Origin of the sequence: Aeromonas rivipollensis (assembly GCF_010974825.1) — a bacterium.
In the GTDB taxonomy this organism is placed as follows: domain Bacteria; phylum Pseudomonadota; class Gammaproteobacteria; order Enterobacterales; family Aeromonadaceae; genus Aeromonas; species Aeromonas rivipollensis.
In genome coordinates, this window is the sequence record NZ_JAAILA010000025.1 from 82,479 (window position 1) to 98,024 (window position 15,546).

Annotated in this window: 13 protein-coding genes; 1 reads left to right on the forward strand and 12 read right to left on the reverse strand. The window is 66.3% G+C overall.

Annotated features, from left to right (window positions below; all coding sequences use genetic code 11):
* Positions 1-4 precede the first annotated feature (4 nt).
* The 9 genes from nirC to G4923_RS14605 all read right to left on the reverse strand — a co-directional run bounded on the left by nirC (position 5) and on the right by G4923_RS14605 (position 10,951).
* Complete coding sequence (nirC, locus tag G4923_RS14565) at positions 5-817, reverse strand: nitrite transporter NirC (protein WP_163137497.1); 813 nt, start codon at positions 815-817, stop codon at positions 5-7.
* Between the two features lie 136 nt (positions 818-953).
* Complete coding sequence (gene nirD, locus G4923_RS14570; RefSeq protein WP_163137498.1) at positions 954-1,271, reverse strand: nitrite reductase small subunit NirD; 318 nt, start codon at positions 1,269-1,271, stop codon at positions 954-956.
* Positions 1,272-1,377: 106 nt separating this feature from the next.
* On the reverse strand, positions 1,378-3,924 hold the full coding sequence (gene nirB / locus G4923_RS14575) for a nitrite reductase large subunit NirB (protein ID WP_163137499.1): 2,547 nt from the start codon (positions 3,922-3,924) through the stop codon (positions 1,378-1,380).
* A 244-nt stretch (positions 3,925-4,168) separates the two neighbouring features.
* Positions 4,169-5,257, reverse strand: coding sequence for an ABC transporter permease (locus G4923_RS14580; protein WP_163137500.1), 1,089 nt, complete (start codon positions 5,255-5,257; stop codon positions 4,169-4,171).
* A 2-nt stretch (positions 5,258-5,259) separates the two neighbouring features.
* Entirely contained in the window at positions 5,260-6,369 is a 1,110-nt protein-coding gene (locus tag G4923_RS14585) for an ABC transporter permease (protein WP_163137501.1), read from the reverse strand.
* Positions 6,366-8,120, reverse strand: a complete 1,755-nt coding sequence (locus G4923_RS14590) for an ATP-binding cassette domain-containing protein (RefSeq protein WP_163137502.1) — start codon at positions 8,118-8,120, stop codon at positions 6,366-6,368. Before G4923_RS14590 ends, G4923_RS14585 begins: the two co-directional genes overlap by 4 nt.
* Positions 8,117-9,085, reverse strand: coding sequence for a secretion protein HlyD (hlyD, locus tag G4923_RS14595; protein ID WP_163137503.1), 969 nt, complete (start codon positions 9,083-9,085; stop codon positions 8,117-8,119). The genes G4923_RS14590 and hlyD overlap by 4 nt, the downstream gene beginning before the upstream one ends.
* An 85-nt stretch (positions 9,086-9,170) precedes the next feature.
* Positions 9,171-9,803 (reverse strand): TetR/AcrR family transcriptional regulator, encoded by a 633-nt coding sequence (locus tag G4923_RS14600; protein WP_163137504.1) that lies wholly within the window; start codon positions 9,801-9,803, stop codon positions 9,171-9,173.
* A 227-nt stretch (positions 9,804-10,030) separates the two neighbouring features.
* Positions 10,031-10,951, reverse strand: coding sequence for a LysR family transcriptional regulator (locus tag G4923_RS14605; RefSeq protein ID WP_163137544.1), 921 nt, complete (start codon positions 10,949-10,951; stop codon positions 10,031-10,033).
* A 186-nt stretch (positions 10,952-11,137) separates the two neighbouring features.
* Here G4923_RS14605 and G4923_RS14610 point away from each other — a divergent pair, with 186 nt between their 5' ends.
* Positions 11,138-12,526 (forward strand): MFS transporter, encoded by a 1,389-nt coding sequence (locus G4923_RS14610; RefSeq protein ID WP_163137505.1) that lies wholly within the window; start codon positions 11,138-11,140, stop codon positions 12,524-12,526.
* Between the two features lie 62 nt (positions 12,527-12,588).
* Here the strand turns inward: G4923_RS14610 and hslU are convergent, their stop codons facing one another.
* From hslU to G4923_RS14625, 3 genes are all read right to left on the reverse strand, one after another.
* A complete protein-coding gene (gene hslU, locus G4923_RS14615; RefSeq protein ID WP_005328414.1) occupies positions 12,589-13,917 on the reverse strand; it encodes an HslU--HslV peptidase ATPase subunit in 1,329 nt (442 codons plus the stop codon).
* Positions 13,918-13,985: 68 nt separating this feature from the next.
* The gene (gene hslV / locus G4923_RS14620) at positions 13,986-14,519 is read right to left on the reverse strand and encodes an ATP-dependent protease subunit HslV (protein ID WP_005340772.1); all 534 of its coding nucleotides are present in this window, start codon (positions 14,517-14,519) and stop codon (positions 13,986-13,988) included.
* A 187-nt stretch (positions 14,520-14,706) separates the two neighbouring features.
* On the reverse strand, positions 14,707-15,546 hold the full coding sequence (locus G4923_RS14625; protein WP_163137506.1) for an SPOR domain-containing protein: 840 nt from the start codon (positions 15,544-15,546) through the stop codon (positions 14,707-14,709).

Consider the following 15,546-nt stretch of genomic DNA (forward strand, 5'->3'; position numbering starts at 1 on the left):
CGGATCAGGCAGTTTGGGTCTGGCTGGTGGTGGCGCTGGCGTCGATAGCCGCGACCGGGCGCTCAGCTTTCGGGGTGGCATACCAGTAACCGAGGCCCATGAAGATCGCGCCGGAGACTGTGTTGCCCAGGGTCACCCACAGCAGGTTGTGGCCTATGCCGCCCAGGGTGTAGGCATCGGAGTGGGCGCCGAACCAGGAGAGGGCGAACAGCGTCATGTTGGCGACCGAGTGCTCGTAGCCGGAGGCGATGAAGGCCAGCAGGCACCACCAGATGGCGATGAACTTGGCCGCGCCCTCGGTGCGCAGCGCCATCCAGATGGCGAGGCAGACCAGCCAGTTGCAGAGGATCCCCTTCATGAACAGGGTCAGGGCCGGTGCCTGGGTCTTGGCCAGCGCCACCTTATGGGCCAGGCTGCCTGCATCCGGCAGCAGGCTGCCGCCGTAGGAGTAGATCAGCGCGACGAAGATGGAGCCTAGCAGGTTGCCGGCCCAGGTCTGGGGCAGGATGCGCAGCAGGTCGGCCATGGAGATCCTGCCCGTCTTCACCCCGAAGGTGAGGAACATGGTGTGGCCGGTGAACAGCTCGGAGCCGGCGATGATGACCAGAGTCAGGGCTATGCCGAAGGTGGCCCCCATCACCAGCGGCCGGATGCTGGGATCCACCAGGTTGCCCAGGGTGAAGATGAGTATGATGCCCAGGCCCACATAGGCCCCCGCCATGGCGGAGCTGAGCCAGAAGCCCAGCTTGTCGCTGCGCTCGAAGCGGTTGATGCGGGCCGCGTTGGCGGCGCACTTGTTGATAGTGTCTGTATACATGCTGGTTCTCTTTAAGGGGGCCGCCCGCGGGCAGCCCTGACAATGTGTTACCCCCTCCCTGCCTCCCCCTTGTCAAGGGGGAGGTGCTTTTTGCTCCCTCCCCTTGCGAAGGGGAGGGCCGGGGTGGGGTCTTATGTTAGACGGCGACCCAGACTTGCTGATCGCGCACTTCAACGGCATAGGCCGCAATCGACATGGCGGCATTTTCGAGACAGTGGCCGTCGCTCAGGCGAAAGTGCTGCTTCTTGAGCGGGCTGGCGACCCAGAGCGCGCCGTCGTGTTCACAGATGATGCCGCGCGACAGCACGTTGGCGGCGAAGAAGGGATCCCGGTTGTCGATGGCGAACACCTCGGCCGCCGCGCTCGGGCGGAACAGGGCTATCTGACGCCCTTCGATCAGGGCGCAGACGCCAGTGCCAGGGAGTATGTCGTTGAGTTGGCAGGCGAATTTCATGATTGAACCTCCACATCGAGCGAAACAGGCATATTCTGGCGACCTTCAATGAGGGCACAGACGCCGGCGCCGGGGAGTATGTCATTGAATTGACAGGCTAATTTCATCATTTGGTCTCCACATCGATCTGGTAGACGGGGATGCGCTCGGCCGGAGTGGCGGGTCTGTGTTGGTCGCGCTCGGCAACGAACTGAACGTCCGGGTCACGCTTGTCGCTGTTGATGAAGTGGCTGAAACGCTTGAGCGCCTCCTCTTCGTTGAGGGTGCGCGACCATTCGCACTCGTAGCTGTCGATGAGGGTCTGGATGTCGCGCTCCAGGGTCTCGGCCAGCCCCAGCTTGTCGTCGACTATCACCTCGCGCAGGTAGTCGACGCCCCCTTCCAGATTGCCGAGCCAGACCGAGGTGCGCTGCAGTTTGTCGGCGCTGGTGACGTAGAACATCATAAAGCGGTCGATCAGCTTGATCAGGGTCTCGCGGTCGAGGTCAGAAGCCAGCAGGTCGGCGTGGCGCGGTTTCATGCCGCCGTTGCCGCCCACATAGAGGTTCCAGCCCGCGTCTGTGGCTATGATGCCGACGTCCTTGCCCTGGGCTTCCGCACATTCGCGGGTACAACCTGAGACGCCGAACTTCATCTTGTGGGGGGTGCGAATGCCCTTGTAGCGGTTCTCGAGGAAGACCCCGAGGCCGACGCTGTCCTGCACGCCGAAGCGGCACCAGGTGCTGCCGACACAGGTCTTGGCCATGCGCAGCGCCTTGGCGTAGGCCTGACCTGTCTCGAAGCCCGCGGCCAGCAATTTCCGCCAGATGGCGGGCAGATCATCCTTCTGGGCCCCGAACAGGCCGATGCGCTGGGCACCGGTGATCTTGGTGTAGAGCTTGTAGTCGCGGGCCACTTCGGCCACCGCCAGCAAGCCTTCCGGGGTCACCTCGCCACCGGCCATGCGCGGGATGACGGAGTAGCTGCCGTCTTTTTGCATGTTGCCGAGGAAGATGTCGTTGGTGTCCTGCAGCTGGGTATTGAGCGGGCTCAGCACATAGCCGTTCCAGCAGGAGGCGAGGATGGAGCCGACCGTGGGCTTGCACACCTCGCAGCCATAGCCGTGTCCGTGCTTGGCCAGCAGCTCGTCGAAGCTCTTGATCCCTTCCACCTTGACCAGGTGGAACAGCTCCTGGCGGGAATGGGGGAAGTGGGCGCAGAGGTGGTTGTTGACCTCTATGCCCTGCTTCACCAGCTCGGCGTTGAGTACCTGGCTGATGAGCGGCACGCAGCCGCCACAGCCGGTACCGGCCTTGGTGTGCTGCTTGATGGCGGCGAGGGTGGTGTGACCCTCGGCCACCGCCTGGGCTATGTCGCCCTTGGAGACGTCGAAGCAGGAGCAGATCTGGGCGGTTGAAGGCAGGGCATCCACCCCCAGGGTCGGCTTGGCACCGGCATAGGCGGGCAGGATCAGGGTGTCCGGGTGGCTAGGCAGCGGCAGGGCGTTGAGCATCAGCTGTAGCAGGTTGCCGTAGTCATCCACGTCACCCACCAGCACGGCGCCGAGCAATCGGCTGTTGTCTTCGCTCACCACTATTTTCTTGTAGACGCCAGCCTGGTCATCCTGGAACACATAGCTGTGGCTGCCCGGGGTGCGGCCGTGGGCATCACCGATGGAGCCGACGGAGACGCCGAGCAGCTTGAGCTTGGCGCTCATGTCCGCCCCCTCGAAGCGGTTGTCGCCGCCGAGCAGGTGATCGACGGTGACCTGGGCCATCTTGTAGCCGGGCGCCACCAGGCCGAAGAAGCGGCCCTGCCAGGCGGCGCACTCGCCGATGGCGTAGATGTCGGGATCCGAGGTGAGGCAGTGATCGTCGATGAGCACACCGCCGCGCTCGGCGATGGCCAGTTCGCTATAACGGCCGAGGGTGTCCTGCGGGCGTATGCCGGTGGAGAAGACCACCACGTCCACGTCAAGGGCGCTGCCGTCGGCGAAGGCGAGGCGGTGTTTGGCCTCCTTGCCGCCGTGCATCAGGATTTCGCTGGTGCTCTTGCTGGTGTGAACCTGCACCCCCATGGACTCTATCTTGCGGCGCAGCAGCTGGCCGCCCTGGCCGTCGAGCTGCTCCGCCATCAGCACAGGAGCAAACTCCACCACATGGGTCTCGAGACCCAGTGCCTTGAGGGCGCCGGCCGCTTCCAGGCCGAGCAGACCGCCACCCACCACCACGCCGCTCTTGCCGCTCTTGGCGGCGCTGCGGATGGCCTTCAGATCCTCTATGGTGCGATAGACGAAGCACTCGTGGTGCTGGCTGCCCTGGATGGGCGGCACCCAGGGGTAGGAGCCGGTGGCCAGCACCAGCTTGTCATAGCTGACCACAGTGCCCTTGTTGGAGTGCACCTCGCGGGCCGCTCTGTCGATTTTTTTCACCGCTTCGCCGAGCAGCAGGCGGATGTCGTGCTTCTCGTAGAAACCGGGTTTGACGAGGGAGAGATCTTCGCTGGTGTGGTGGGAGAAGTAGGAGGAGAGATGGACACGATCGTAGGCGGGACGCGGTTCAGCACCGAAGACGGTGATCTCGAACCGGTCCGGATCGGATCGCTCGATCAACTCTTCGATGAAGCGGTGCCCCACCATGCCGTTGCCGATGACGGCCAGCCTGACTTTGCTCATGATTGCCTCTGATTTGGAGTAATAAAACATCATTCTGAAGCTAGGCTACCCAGTCGGCGGGGGCGGTCGATTGATGCAAATCAAGTGTCTATTTATATATCTCCTCAGGGGTAATTCGAGGGAATTCAAACTTATACATAAATGGGTATACCAGTTGACGGTTTCCGTACCCGGCGTGGCTGCTGGCTCCGGTCGAGTGCCGGTATGGCGGGCAAGGGCCCGGCCCCTGGCAGGGGCCGGGTCATCAGGCGATATGGCGGCGGAACATGGCCAGCGCCAGGGAGAGGGAGACACCGGCGATGGTGAGCAGGGGCCAGAGCAGGGGCCAGGCCGCCGACCAGCCGAGATCCTTGAGGAAGACCCCCTTGAGCAGCAGGATGAAGTGGCTGAGGGGATCCACGGCCGCCAGCCACTGGAACAACAGCGGCATGTTCTCGATGGGGGAGACGTAGCCGGAGAGGATCACCGCCGGCACCATGAAGGAGAAGACCCCGAGAAATGCCTGCTGCTGGGTCGAACAGAGGGACGAGACGAAGAGCCCTATCCCCGCCAGCGCCAGGCCGTAGCAGACCATGCCCGCCATCAGCAGCGTGGTGCTGCCGCCAAACGGCACCTGATAGAGGAAGCGGGCCGCCAACGCGACTATGGTGCCCTGGCCCACCGCCACCAGAATGCCGGGCACCGCCTTGCCCGCCATGATCCAGCCCGCGGTGAGGGGGGAGACCAGCAACTGGTCGAAGGTGCCCTCTTCCCGCTCCCGCGCCACCGACAGGGCGGTGACGATGAGGCAGCCTATGGTGGTGATGATGGCCACCAGGGAGGGCAGTATGTGCCAGCTGAACTCTATGTTGGGGTTGTAGAGGTGGCGCACCGTGAGCGTAGGCAGCCCCTTGCCCTCGCTCTGCCAGCGAGCGATCACCTGATTGATGTAGCCTGCCGCCACCTGACCCCCGTTGGAGCGGCGCCCGTCGATGATCAGCTGCACCTTGGCGGTGTCGCCGCGCGCCAGGCGGCGGGAGAAATCCTGCGGGATGATGAGGCCGATCAGGGCCTGCTGCCCTGTGATGGCATCTGTTATCCCAACCTCGCCCGCCACCGGCATCACAGTGGTGAAGGCGGGCATGTGGGTGAGGCGCTCGATGAGCTCCCGGCTCTGCGCCCCCCCATCCTGGTCGTAGATGGCCAGGGTGTTGCCTGTCACCTCCAGGGTGGCGGCGAAGGGGAAGAGGGCCGTTTGCAGCAGCACCGGCATGATGAGCAGGAAGCGCCCCTGGGTATTGCCCATCAGGGCCTGCAACTCTTTTCGGATCAGCCACCAGAGTCGGATCAGCATGTTTACTCCAGGGTGCGCCGCGTCTTGCGGGCGGTGAGGGCCAGCCAGAAGGCGGCCAGCAGCAACAGGCAGACGCCGTTGACCAGCAGGATGGAGAGCACGTTGCCCGCCTGGTAGAGGGTCTGCAACGAGCTCGCGAAGTAGCGAGCCGGGATCAGGTGGGTGATGGCTCGCAGCAGCGGCGGCATGCTGGCGATTTCGAACACGAAGCCCGAGAGCATCATGGCCGGCAGAAACGCTGCCGTCAGCGCGGCCTGGGCGGCGTTGAACTGGCTGCGCATCACGGTAGAGAGAAAGAGCCCGAGCCCGAGGGCGCTGCCGAGAAACAGGGTGGTGAGCACGAACAGGGAGATCAGCGAGCCGCGCCAGGGCACCCCCATCACGGCCACCGAGAAGAGCAGGCAGATGAGCATGGCGGCGATGCCGAGCCCGTAGTAGGGCAACAGCTTGGAGAGCAGCAGCTCTGTCTTGGTCACCGGGGTGGCGAGCAGGGCCTCCATGGTGCCGCGCTCCCACTCCCGGGCCACCACCAGGGAGGTGAGCAGGGCGCCTATGATGGTCATCACCACGGCGATGGACCCGGGCACCAGGAAGTTGCGGCTCACCAGGGCCGGGTTGAACCAGGCGCGGCTCTCCACCGCCACCGGCAGGGAGACTCCCTCCCTGACGAGCCACCCCTGCCAGATCCCCTGCACGTAGTTGGTGACGAAGTTCGCCGTGTTGGGTTCAGAGCCGTCGGTGAGCAGCAAGACCCTGGGGGTGCCGCCGCCCTGGCCCGCCATGGCACGGGAGAACCCCTCGTCGATCACCAGCAGGCCGCGGATCTCGCCGCGCTCAAGGCTGCCGAGCAGCGCCTCCTTGCTCGGACCGCCGTGCACCTCAAGGGCGTTCGAGCCGCGCAGGGCCTGTTCGAGGCGGATGGCCGGGGCGCCGCCGTCGGTGCGCCAGATGCCGAGTCGCAGGTGGTCCACGTCCAGGTTGATGGCGTAGCCCATCACCACCAGCAGCACCACGGGCATGATGAAGGCGATGAGGATGCTGCTGGGGTCGCGCACTATTTGCAGGGACTCCTTGTGGCACAGGGCCAGCAGACGGCGGCGGTTGATGCTCATGAGTCCTCCTCGCTGGCCTGCTCGACTAGCGTGATGAAGGCCTCTTCCATCGTTGGTAATGAAGAGGTTGGCAGGGAGAGGGGGTTGCCTCCGGCGGCACTGGCCTTGAGTTCGTCCGGGGTGCCGAGCGCCAGCAGGCGACCGCGGTAGATGAGGGCGATGCGGTCGCAATACTCCGCCTCGTCCATGAAGTGGGTTGTGACCAGCACTGTGACCCCGTGATCGGCCAGGGCGTTGATGTGGGACCAGAACTCCCGCCGGGTCACAGGATCGACCCCCGAGGTGGGCTCGTCGAGGAACAGCAGCGGCGGCTCGTGGAGCAGGGCGCAGGCGAGGGAGAGGCGCTGGCGCAGGCCAAGAGGCAGGGATTCCGTCTGCTGGCCGAGCCAGGGGCCGAGGGCGAACGCCTTCACCATGGCGTCGATGCGCGTCTGCTGCTGGCGACCGAACAGGCCGTAGATGCCGGCGAAGAACGACAGGTTCTGGGCCACGGTGAGCTGCTTGTAGAGGGAGAACTTCTGGGCCATGTAGCCGAGGTGCTGACGCGCCGCCGAGGGGCTGCGGGCCAGATCGATGCCGGTCACCAGCGCCTGCCCGCTGCTTGGGCGCAGCAGGCCGCACTCCATCTTGAAGGTGGTGGACTTGCCCGCGCCGTTGGGGCCGAGCAGGCCGAAGATCTCCCCCCGGCGCACCGCGAAGCTGACGTCGTCGGTGGCGGTGAAATCGCCGAAACGCTTGGTGAGGCGGCGCGCCTCGATCACCGCCTCCGGGGAGACCCCCTCGGGCAGGCTGGCCTCGCGCATCAGCTGCGCCAGGCTGGATTCCCCACCCGGGCCGCCCCCCAGCAGATCGATAAAGGCATCTTCGAGCCGCGCAGGGGTCGGTACGAAGCCACCCTCCGAGAGGCCGAGCTCCGCCAGGGGAGGCGGCATCTGGCCCGGGTGCAGCAGCAGGCGCACCCGCTCCCCCGCCACGGTGCCGTCCATCACCGCCGGGTGGGCCAGGGCGCGGCGCAGCAAGGCGCGCCGCTCACGGCCGTCCAGTTCTCCGGCTTCCAGCAGCCAGCAGCGGCTCGCCATGGCTCCTATGAGATCCACCGGGGTGCCGCTGGTGCGCACCTCGCCGTCCGCCATCAGCAGCACGTGGTCGCACAGCTCGGCCTCATCGAGGTAGGCTGTGCTCCAGAGCACCGTCATGCCTCCCTGGGCCAGCTCGCGCACCATCTTCCAGAGGGCGCGGCGGGAGATGGGATCGACCCCGACCCCGGGCTCGTCGAGCAGCAGCACGTCCGGGGTGCCGAGCAGGGCGCAGGCCAGCCCCAGCTTCTGCTTCATCCCCCCCGACAGCTTGCCCGCCGGCCGTGCGGTGAAGCGGGCGAGATCGGTGAAGGCGAGCAGGCGCTCGAAGGTGGGGCTGCGCTCTGGCTCCAGCACCCCGCGCAAGTCAGCATAGAGGTTGAGGTTCTCCTGCACGCTGAGATCCTCGTAGAGCCCGAACTGCTGGGGCATGTAGCCGAGCCGCTGGCGCAGGGCATCCCCCTCGCGGACCGGATCCAGCCCCAGCACCCGGATTTCCCCGGCCTCCGGCACCAGCAGACCGGCCAGCAGGCGCAGCAGTGTGCTCTTGCCCGCGCCGTCCGGCCCAACCAGACCCGTGATGCCGCCGCTCGGAATGGTGGCCGAGATGGCGTTGAGGGCCACCCGATCGCCGAAACGCTTGGTGAGCCCGGCGAGCTGGATGGCGGCGTTCATGGCTGCAGCCTGACGGTGACCGGCATCCCCTGGCGCAGGGCAGAGTCAGGATCCTGCACCACTATGCGCAGCCGGTAGACCAGGTGGGTGCGAAGATCCGGCGTCTCCACGGATTTGGGGGTGAACTCGGCGGTAGGGGAGACAAAGCCCACCACCCCCTGATAGGGCTTGTCCGGCCTTGAGTCGGTAGTAAGGGTCACGCGGGCGCCGCTCGGGAAGTGGCCGAGCCAGGGCTCCTCCACATAGGCGCGTACCCAGACAGGCGCTGTCAGTGAGAGGTTGAAGGCGGTGGCTCCCGGCTGCACCATGCTGCCGGTCTCTATGGCGCGGGTGAGGAGGATGCCGTCGCTCGGGGCTGTCAGCACGGCGTCGGCGAGCGCCAGTTCGGCACTGGCCAGCGCCGCTTTGGCCCCTTGCAGCTGGGCATCGGACTGGGCAATTTCTTCGGGGCGATAGCCGGTCTCGAGCTGACCGAGCTGCTCGCGTGCGGAGCGCACCTGGGCCTGGGTCTGATCCCGCTGGGAGCGGGCGCTGTCGAGCTGACCACGGGAGATGGCACCGGTCGCCGCCAGCGCACTCTGGCGACGCCACTGCTGCTCTGCCTCGAGCGCAGCCGCCTCGGCGGCGGCCAGTTCGGCCCGTGCCCGATCGCGCTCTTCGCTGCGATACCCCTTGTGCACCAAGGCGTTGGCCGCTTCGATCGCGGCCAGATTGGCTCGGGCGCTGTCGCGCTGGTGGGCGAGGGGCACGGGATCGAGGCGGGCCAGCAATTGGCCTGCTTTTACGCTATCCCCCTCATCGACCAGCACCTCGCTGACCCTGCCGCCGACCCTGAACGCCAGGTTCACATCGCGGATGTCGACGTTGCCGTAGAGGATGGAGCCGTCGGCCGGGCGGCCCTGCCACCAGAGGTAGCCTCCGATCAGGGCCAGCAGCAGGGCCAGGATGGCGATGCGTTGTTTCATGCAGGATCTCCTTGGGGGCGGCCCTGCCACCCGAGGTAGCCACTGAGCAGGGTCAGCAGCAGGGCCAGGATGGCGATTCGCTGTTTCATGAGGGATCTCCTTCGGAGCGGCGCAGGCCGCGCAGGGCCCACGTCAGGCGTTGCCGGGCGGCCTCGGGGTTGTCTATCTGGGACAAAAACGGCGCCGCCTCCGGAGGCAGCCAGCCGAGCTGGCGACCGCCACCGGCGATCACCAGGGGCAGACCGACGGAGCCCATGATGAAGATCATCAGCTGCAACGGGTTGCCCGCCACCAGGGATCCCTCCGCCTGCGCCTTCTGGACCTGTTCGAGCAGCAGCAGGGGGTGGCGGCGCGGCAGGCTCAGCAGAAAGCGCTGGGCCGCACTCTCGCCGGACAGGGCATCGCCAAACAGGTGGTTGATGAAGCTGCGCTGGCGCGCCACCAGAGCGATCACCGCCACCATGGTGGCCTCGAAGGTCGCGAGGGCAGAGGGGTAGGTGCCGCGGGCAGCCACCGCCTTGAGCTCATCAAAGAGGGGGGCATACCAGAGCTCCACCAGCTCGTCGATATAGCTGTCGCGGTTGCCGAAGTGGTAGACGAAGGTGCCGAGATTGACCTCGGCCGCCGCCGCCAGCTCGCGCACAGTGAGGCCGCGCAGCCCCTTGTCGGTGGCGATCGCAAGGCCCGTATCGAGCAGTTTTTGACGAGTGGGGTGCATCTAACAAGGCTCCTGCTGCACAGATTTTGATCTGAATTATACGCTCGTATAAACCCGAGGGAAGGGGGCGGGTCGATCTTTTTTTGAACAAGAGGCGGGCGGCGCCTCACGGCTCTGCGTGAAGGAGGGAAAAGGCGGGCACAGCGTGCCAGAGCCCTCGGAATTCCGGGCGGCCGCGCCGTGCTCCCCGGGCGGCCAGGAGGTGGATTTGCCTGCCGCCGGGGGGATCAGCTGTCTCTGGTGTCCCCTCCATAGGGGGCCCGGGCGCAGGTCTCGCGGATGAGGGTGCGCAGCCAGCGGTGAGCCGGGTCGGCGTCCTGACTGGGGTGCCAGATCAGGGCGACCCTGATCCCTGCCAGCGGGAAGGGCAGGGGCAGGGTCACCAGATCGGCGTGCAGGGCGGCGCAGTGCCGCTCGGGCACCGTCGCCACCAGGTCGCTGCCTCGCACCAGCGCCAGGGCAGTGGCAAAGCCGGGGACCAGGGTCGCCACCTCGCGGGCCAGCCCGAGGTGCGCCAGGGCCTCGTCTATGGGGCCCTGCTCCAGCCCGCGCCGTGACACCATGATGTGGCGGGCGGCGGCATAGCGGGCGGCGGTCAGGGTGCCCTCGCACAGGGGGTGGCCCGGACGCACCACGGCGACGAAGTGGTCCTGAAACAGCGCCTGGGTACGCAGCTCGGGCGCCGTCTCTGCACCTATGACGCCGGTTTCGAAATCCAGCTCGCCGCTGCGCAGGGGGTGGCTCCCCTTGTCGGGCTTGGCCAGAAAGTGCAGCCTGACCCCGGGGGCCTCGGCGGCGAGCCGGGCCAGCAGGGCAGGGCCGACCGCTTCCACGAAGCCGTCGCTGGATCTCAGGCGGAAGGTGCGCACCAGCCGGGCCGGGTCTATCTCCTGCTGGGGGCGCAATACGGCGTGCGCATCCTGCACCAGCTGGCTGACCTGAGCGCGCAGGGCCAGGGCTCGCGGCGTGGGCACCAGACCCCGGCCCGCCCTGACCAGCAGGGGGTCACCCGTGGTCTCCCGCAGCCTGGCCAGGGCCCGGCTCATGGCGGAGGGGCTCAAGGATAGTCGCCTGGCGGCACCGGCCACGCTGCCCTCGTCCAGCAGGGCATCCAGGGTCAACAGCAGATTGAAGTCGGGGGTATTCATGGCATTGCCCTCGCCGAGCCGGGGATCCCGGGTGATGACCCATGACGGTCGGTTGGCTTCATCATACGCGAGAACCCTGATCTTCATATGGCGTCTCGTGCAGCTATAAGCTGCAAGTCGTGCGTCTTCCGCCGGCTCATGCCCCCCGCTAGCCTTGTGGCATCATCCTCTGCCGGAGACAGTGCCATGTCACAATCCAAGCCCCTTCCGACCCCTGCCGCTCGCCGTCTCGGCCTGCTGGCACTCGGCCTAGCCACCCTGCTGCCCATGTTGGGGGGTAGCCTGGCCAACATGGTGCTGCCCGCCCTGGGGCAGGCCTTCGGGGTGCCCTTTGCCAGCCTGCAGTGGGTGCTGGTGGCCTATCTGCTGGGGATCACCTGCCTGACTGTGGTGGCTGGCCGACTGGGGGACAGGTTCGGTCGGCGTCGCCTGCTGCTCCTGGGGCTGGGGCTCTTTGCGCTGGCCTCGTTGCTGTGCGCCCTGTCGCCGACCATAGGCTGGCTGATCGCGGCCCGTGCCCTGCAGGGGGTCGCTGCGGCCTGCATGCTCTCCCTGGCGCTGGCCATGGTGGGCCAGCTGGTGCCACCGGCGCGGCGGGGTTGGGGCATGGGGCTGCTCGGTACCCTGTCGGCCTGCGGCACTGCGCTCGGCCCCTCCTTTGGCGGCCTGCTGACGGCCGGCTTTGGCTGGCAGGCCCCCTTCCTGCTGCTGGTGCCCCTCAGCCTGCTGGCGCTGGGCTGTGCCCGGCTCGGTCTGCCTCGGGACGGCTCCTCGCCACAACAAGAGGGGATGAACCTCGCGAGCCTGTCACTGCTGGTGGCGGCCCTGCTCTGCTACGGCCTGGCGCTGACTCTGGGGGGCGCCCTTGCCCTCTGGTGGGGGGCGGGGGCCCTGCTGGTCACGGCCTCGTTCGTTCGCCGCGAGCGCCGCGCCCCTGTGCCCCTGTTGCCGCTGGCGCTGCTGGGGACCCCGGGGCTGCGCGACGGCCTTGTCGCCAGCGCCCTGGTGGCCAGCGTCATGGTGCTGACCCTGCTCATAGGCCCCTTCTACCTGAGGGGGGTCTTCGGTCTCAGTCTCGGGACTGTCGGCCTGATGATATCGGGCGGGCCCCTGCTGGCGGCCCTGACGGGGATGCCCGCCGGCTGGCTGGTGGACAGGCTGGGGGCGCGGCAGGTGGTCCGGCTGGGGCTGGCAGTCATGGGGGCTGCGGCCCTCGGCCTAGCCGGGGCGGCGGGGCAGTTCGGCCCACTCGGCTACCTGCTGCCCATACTGCTGCTGACAGCCGGCTATGCCCTGTTCCAGACCGCCAACAACAGTGCCGTGGTGGGTGGGGCGAGTGAGCAGACCCGGGGTGCCGTGGCCGGTCTGCTGACCCTGTCGCGCAATCTGGGCCAGTTGACCGGGGTGGCCGGGCTCGGCGGCCTGTTCGCCGCCCTGGTGGGAGAGCAGGGTCTGACCCTGGCCAGCGAGCTGGTGTTCGGCACCCGGGCCCTCTTCGCCCTGAGCGCCTTGCTGATTGGTTTGGCATTCTGGCTGGTGTGTCGCCGCCGGGAGGGGATGCTGGCCAGGGCCTGAGCCGGGACGCATAAAAAACGCCTCCGCGAAGGGAGGCGTTTGTCTAACGGGAGGCGGCGAGCTTACAGAATATAGCGGCTCAGATCCTCGTCCTCGATCAGGGCGCCTAGGTGGGCGTTGACGTAGTCGGTGTCGATGACGAAGGTCTCGCCGGACTTCTCGGAGGCATCGTAGGAAATGTCTTCCATCAGCCGTTCCATCACTGTGTGCAGGCGGCGGGCACCTATGTTCTCGGTGCGCTCGTTGACCTGCCAGGCCGCCTCGGCCAGACGGCGGATGCCGTCCTGGGTGAACTCGATCTTGACCCCTTCGGTGGCCATCAGCGCCTGGTACTGATCGGTCAGGGAGGCGTTCGGCTCGGTCAGGATCCGCTCGAAGTCATGGGTAGTCAGTGCGGTCAGCTCGACCCGGATCGGCAGACGACCCTGCAGCTCGGGGATGAGATCCGACGGACGGGCCACCTGGAAGGCGCCGGAGGCGACGAACAGTATGTGGTCTGTCTTGACCATGCCGTGCTTGGTGTTGACGGTGCAACCCTCGACCAGCGGCAGCAGGTCGCGCTGTACCCCTTCACGGGAGACATCGGGGCCCGAACTCTCGCCGCGCTTGCAGATCTTGTCGATCTCGTCGAGGAAGACGATGCCGTTGTTCTCGACCGCGGCAATGGCTTTCTGCTTCAGCTCTTCCGGGTTGACCAGACGGGCCGCTTCCTCTTCGATCAGCGCCTTCATGGCCTCTTTGACCTTGATCTTGCGCTTCTTCTTCTGCTGCTGGCCCAGGTTCTGGAACAGCCCCTGCAGCTGGTTGGCCATCTCTTCCATGCCCGGCGGGGTCATGATGTCGACGCCCATGGGGGTGGCGGCCAGATCCAGCTCTATCTCCTTGTCATCCAGCTGACCTTCCCGCAGTTTCTTGCGGAAGATCTGGCGGGTGTTGGAGTTGTCGGCCTTCTCCTCCTCGCCCCAGCTGTTGCGCGGGTTCGGCAGCAGGGCGTCGAGGATGCGCTCCTCGGCGGCTTCCTCGGCGCGGTATTTCATCTTCTCCATCTCGGTCTCGCGCACCAGCTTGATGGCGACATCGGTGAGATCGCGGATGATGCTGTCCACTTCCTTGCCCACATAGCCCACTTCGGTGAACTTGGTCGCTTCCACCTTGATGAAGGGGGCGTTGGCGAGCTTTGCCAGACGACGGGCGATCTCGGTCTTGCCGACCCCGGTCGGGCCTATCATCAGGATGTTTTTCGGGGTCACTTCATGGCGCATCTCTTCGCTGAGCTGCATCCGGCGCCAGCGGTTGCGCAGGGCCACGGCCACCGCACGCTTGGCATCGGCCTGACCGATGATGTGTCTGTCCAGCTCGTGGACGATTTCTCTCGGGGTCATCTCGGACATGATGGAGTTCCTGTATCCGGGGCGGGCAGGGCCCACCCCTTGGAGAATGAGTTGGCTGACGGGCGCCCTTACTTGGCGCTGTAGTCAAGCACTTCGATGGTGTGGTTGCCGTTGGTGAAGACGCAGATGTCGCCCGCAATCTTGAGGGACTTCTCGACTATGGTCCTGGCATCCAGCTCGGTGTTTTCCAGCAGGGCGATGGCGGCGGACTGGGCGAAGTTGCCGCCGCTGCCGATGGCGATCAGGTCATGCTCCGGCTGCACCACGTCACCGTTGCCGGTGATGATGAAGGATTTGTGCTCGTCGGCCACGGCCAGCAGGGCCTCGAGGCGGCGCAGGGCGCGATCGGTGCGCCAGTCCTTGGCCAGCGCCACGGCGGCGCGTTCCAGGTTGCCCTGATGGGCCTGCAGTTTGGCTTCGAAGCGCTCGAGCAGGGTGAAGGCGTCGGCGGTGCCGCCGGCAAAACCTGCCAGCACCTTGCCGTTGTAGAGACGATGAACCTTGCGGGCGTTGCCCTTCATGACGGTGTTGCCGAGGGAGACCTGGCCATCACCGCCGATCACGACCTGGCCGTTGCGGCGGACGGAAACTATGGTAGTCACTTTACTTACCTCGCTTGAGCCGAATGACGGCCGGACTGTGCATGGCAAGAAAGATGGGGATGGCAAACCGGCTTTTCAAGCCTGCCTGTTGTCGGGATAAAGGGGGAGGCCATGCCGGCGAGGGAGAGGGGAGTCGAAAGGAGAAGGGCCGGGGTTGTCCCCCGACCCTTCTTGATTGGCTGTGTAGCTAGCCTTTTCTGGGAATGCAGCCGCTGATGCCTGAGCCCTGCAGCTTGCGGTTGGCCGCATCGACGGCCGCCTTGCCGCTGAAGGGGCCCACCATCACCTTGTAGACGGTGCCATTGGCGCCATTGACCACCTGCAGGCTGGAGGAGAGGCCGGCGCCGAAGGCGATGCGCGCCTTGAGCGATTCGGCGGAATCCTGCGAGCGCAGGGCGGCGCACTGCATCATGTAGCGACCGCCGTCGGCTGCCGCCGTTTGGGTCGCCGCCTTGGCCTTGGCGGCCTCGGCGCGTTCCCGCTCCAGTTCGGCACGGATCTCCCGCTCCATCCGCTCACGCTCTGCCTTCTGGTCGATCACCTGCTCTTGGGCGCTGGCGACCGGGGCACCGGTGGCCGGCTTGGTCGGTTGCACCGGTTGCGGCTGGAAGGGCTTCACCTGACCTAGGGGGGTCCCCGGTTGGGGGATCTCGGTCGGTACCGGCTGCGGCAGCTTCTCGGGTTGCAGGGTGAGGGTCTCGGCAGGCGGTGGCGGCAGCACGCCCGGCTGGGGCGGCGGCTCTATGATGTCCACCTGCTTGTTCTCCAGCCGCTCTATGTAGCTCCACTTCTCCTGGGGCAGGGTATTGCCCTGTGCCTTGGGTTTGTTGGCCTTCACCTGTTCTTCTATGGTGGGGGCATCCGCCCCCTTGCCGTTGATCAGGTAAAGGAAGGCGCCAAAGCCGACGACCAGGGCCCCGGCCAGCAGTGCCGGGATAACAGGAAAGCGGCGAGGTGCCGCTTTCTTGATGTTACGACCACCGGCCCGTCGTCTCGGGCTGTTGCCGACGTAATCCCGGGTCGCCAT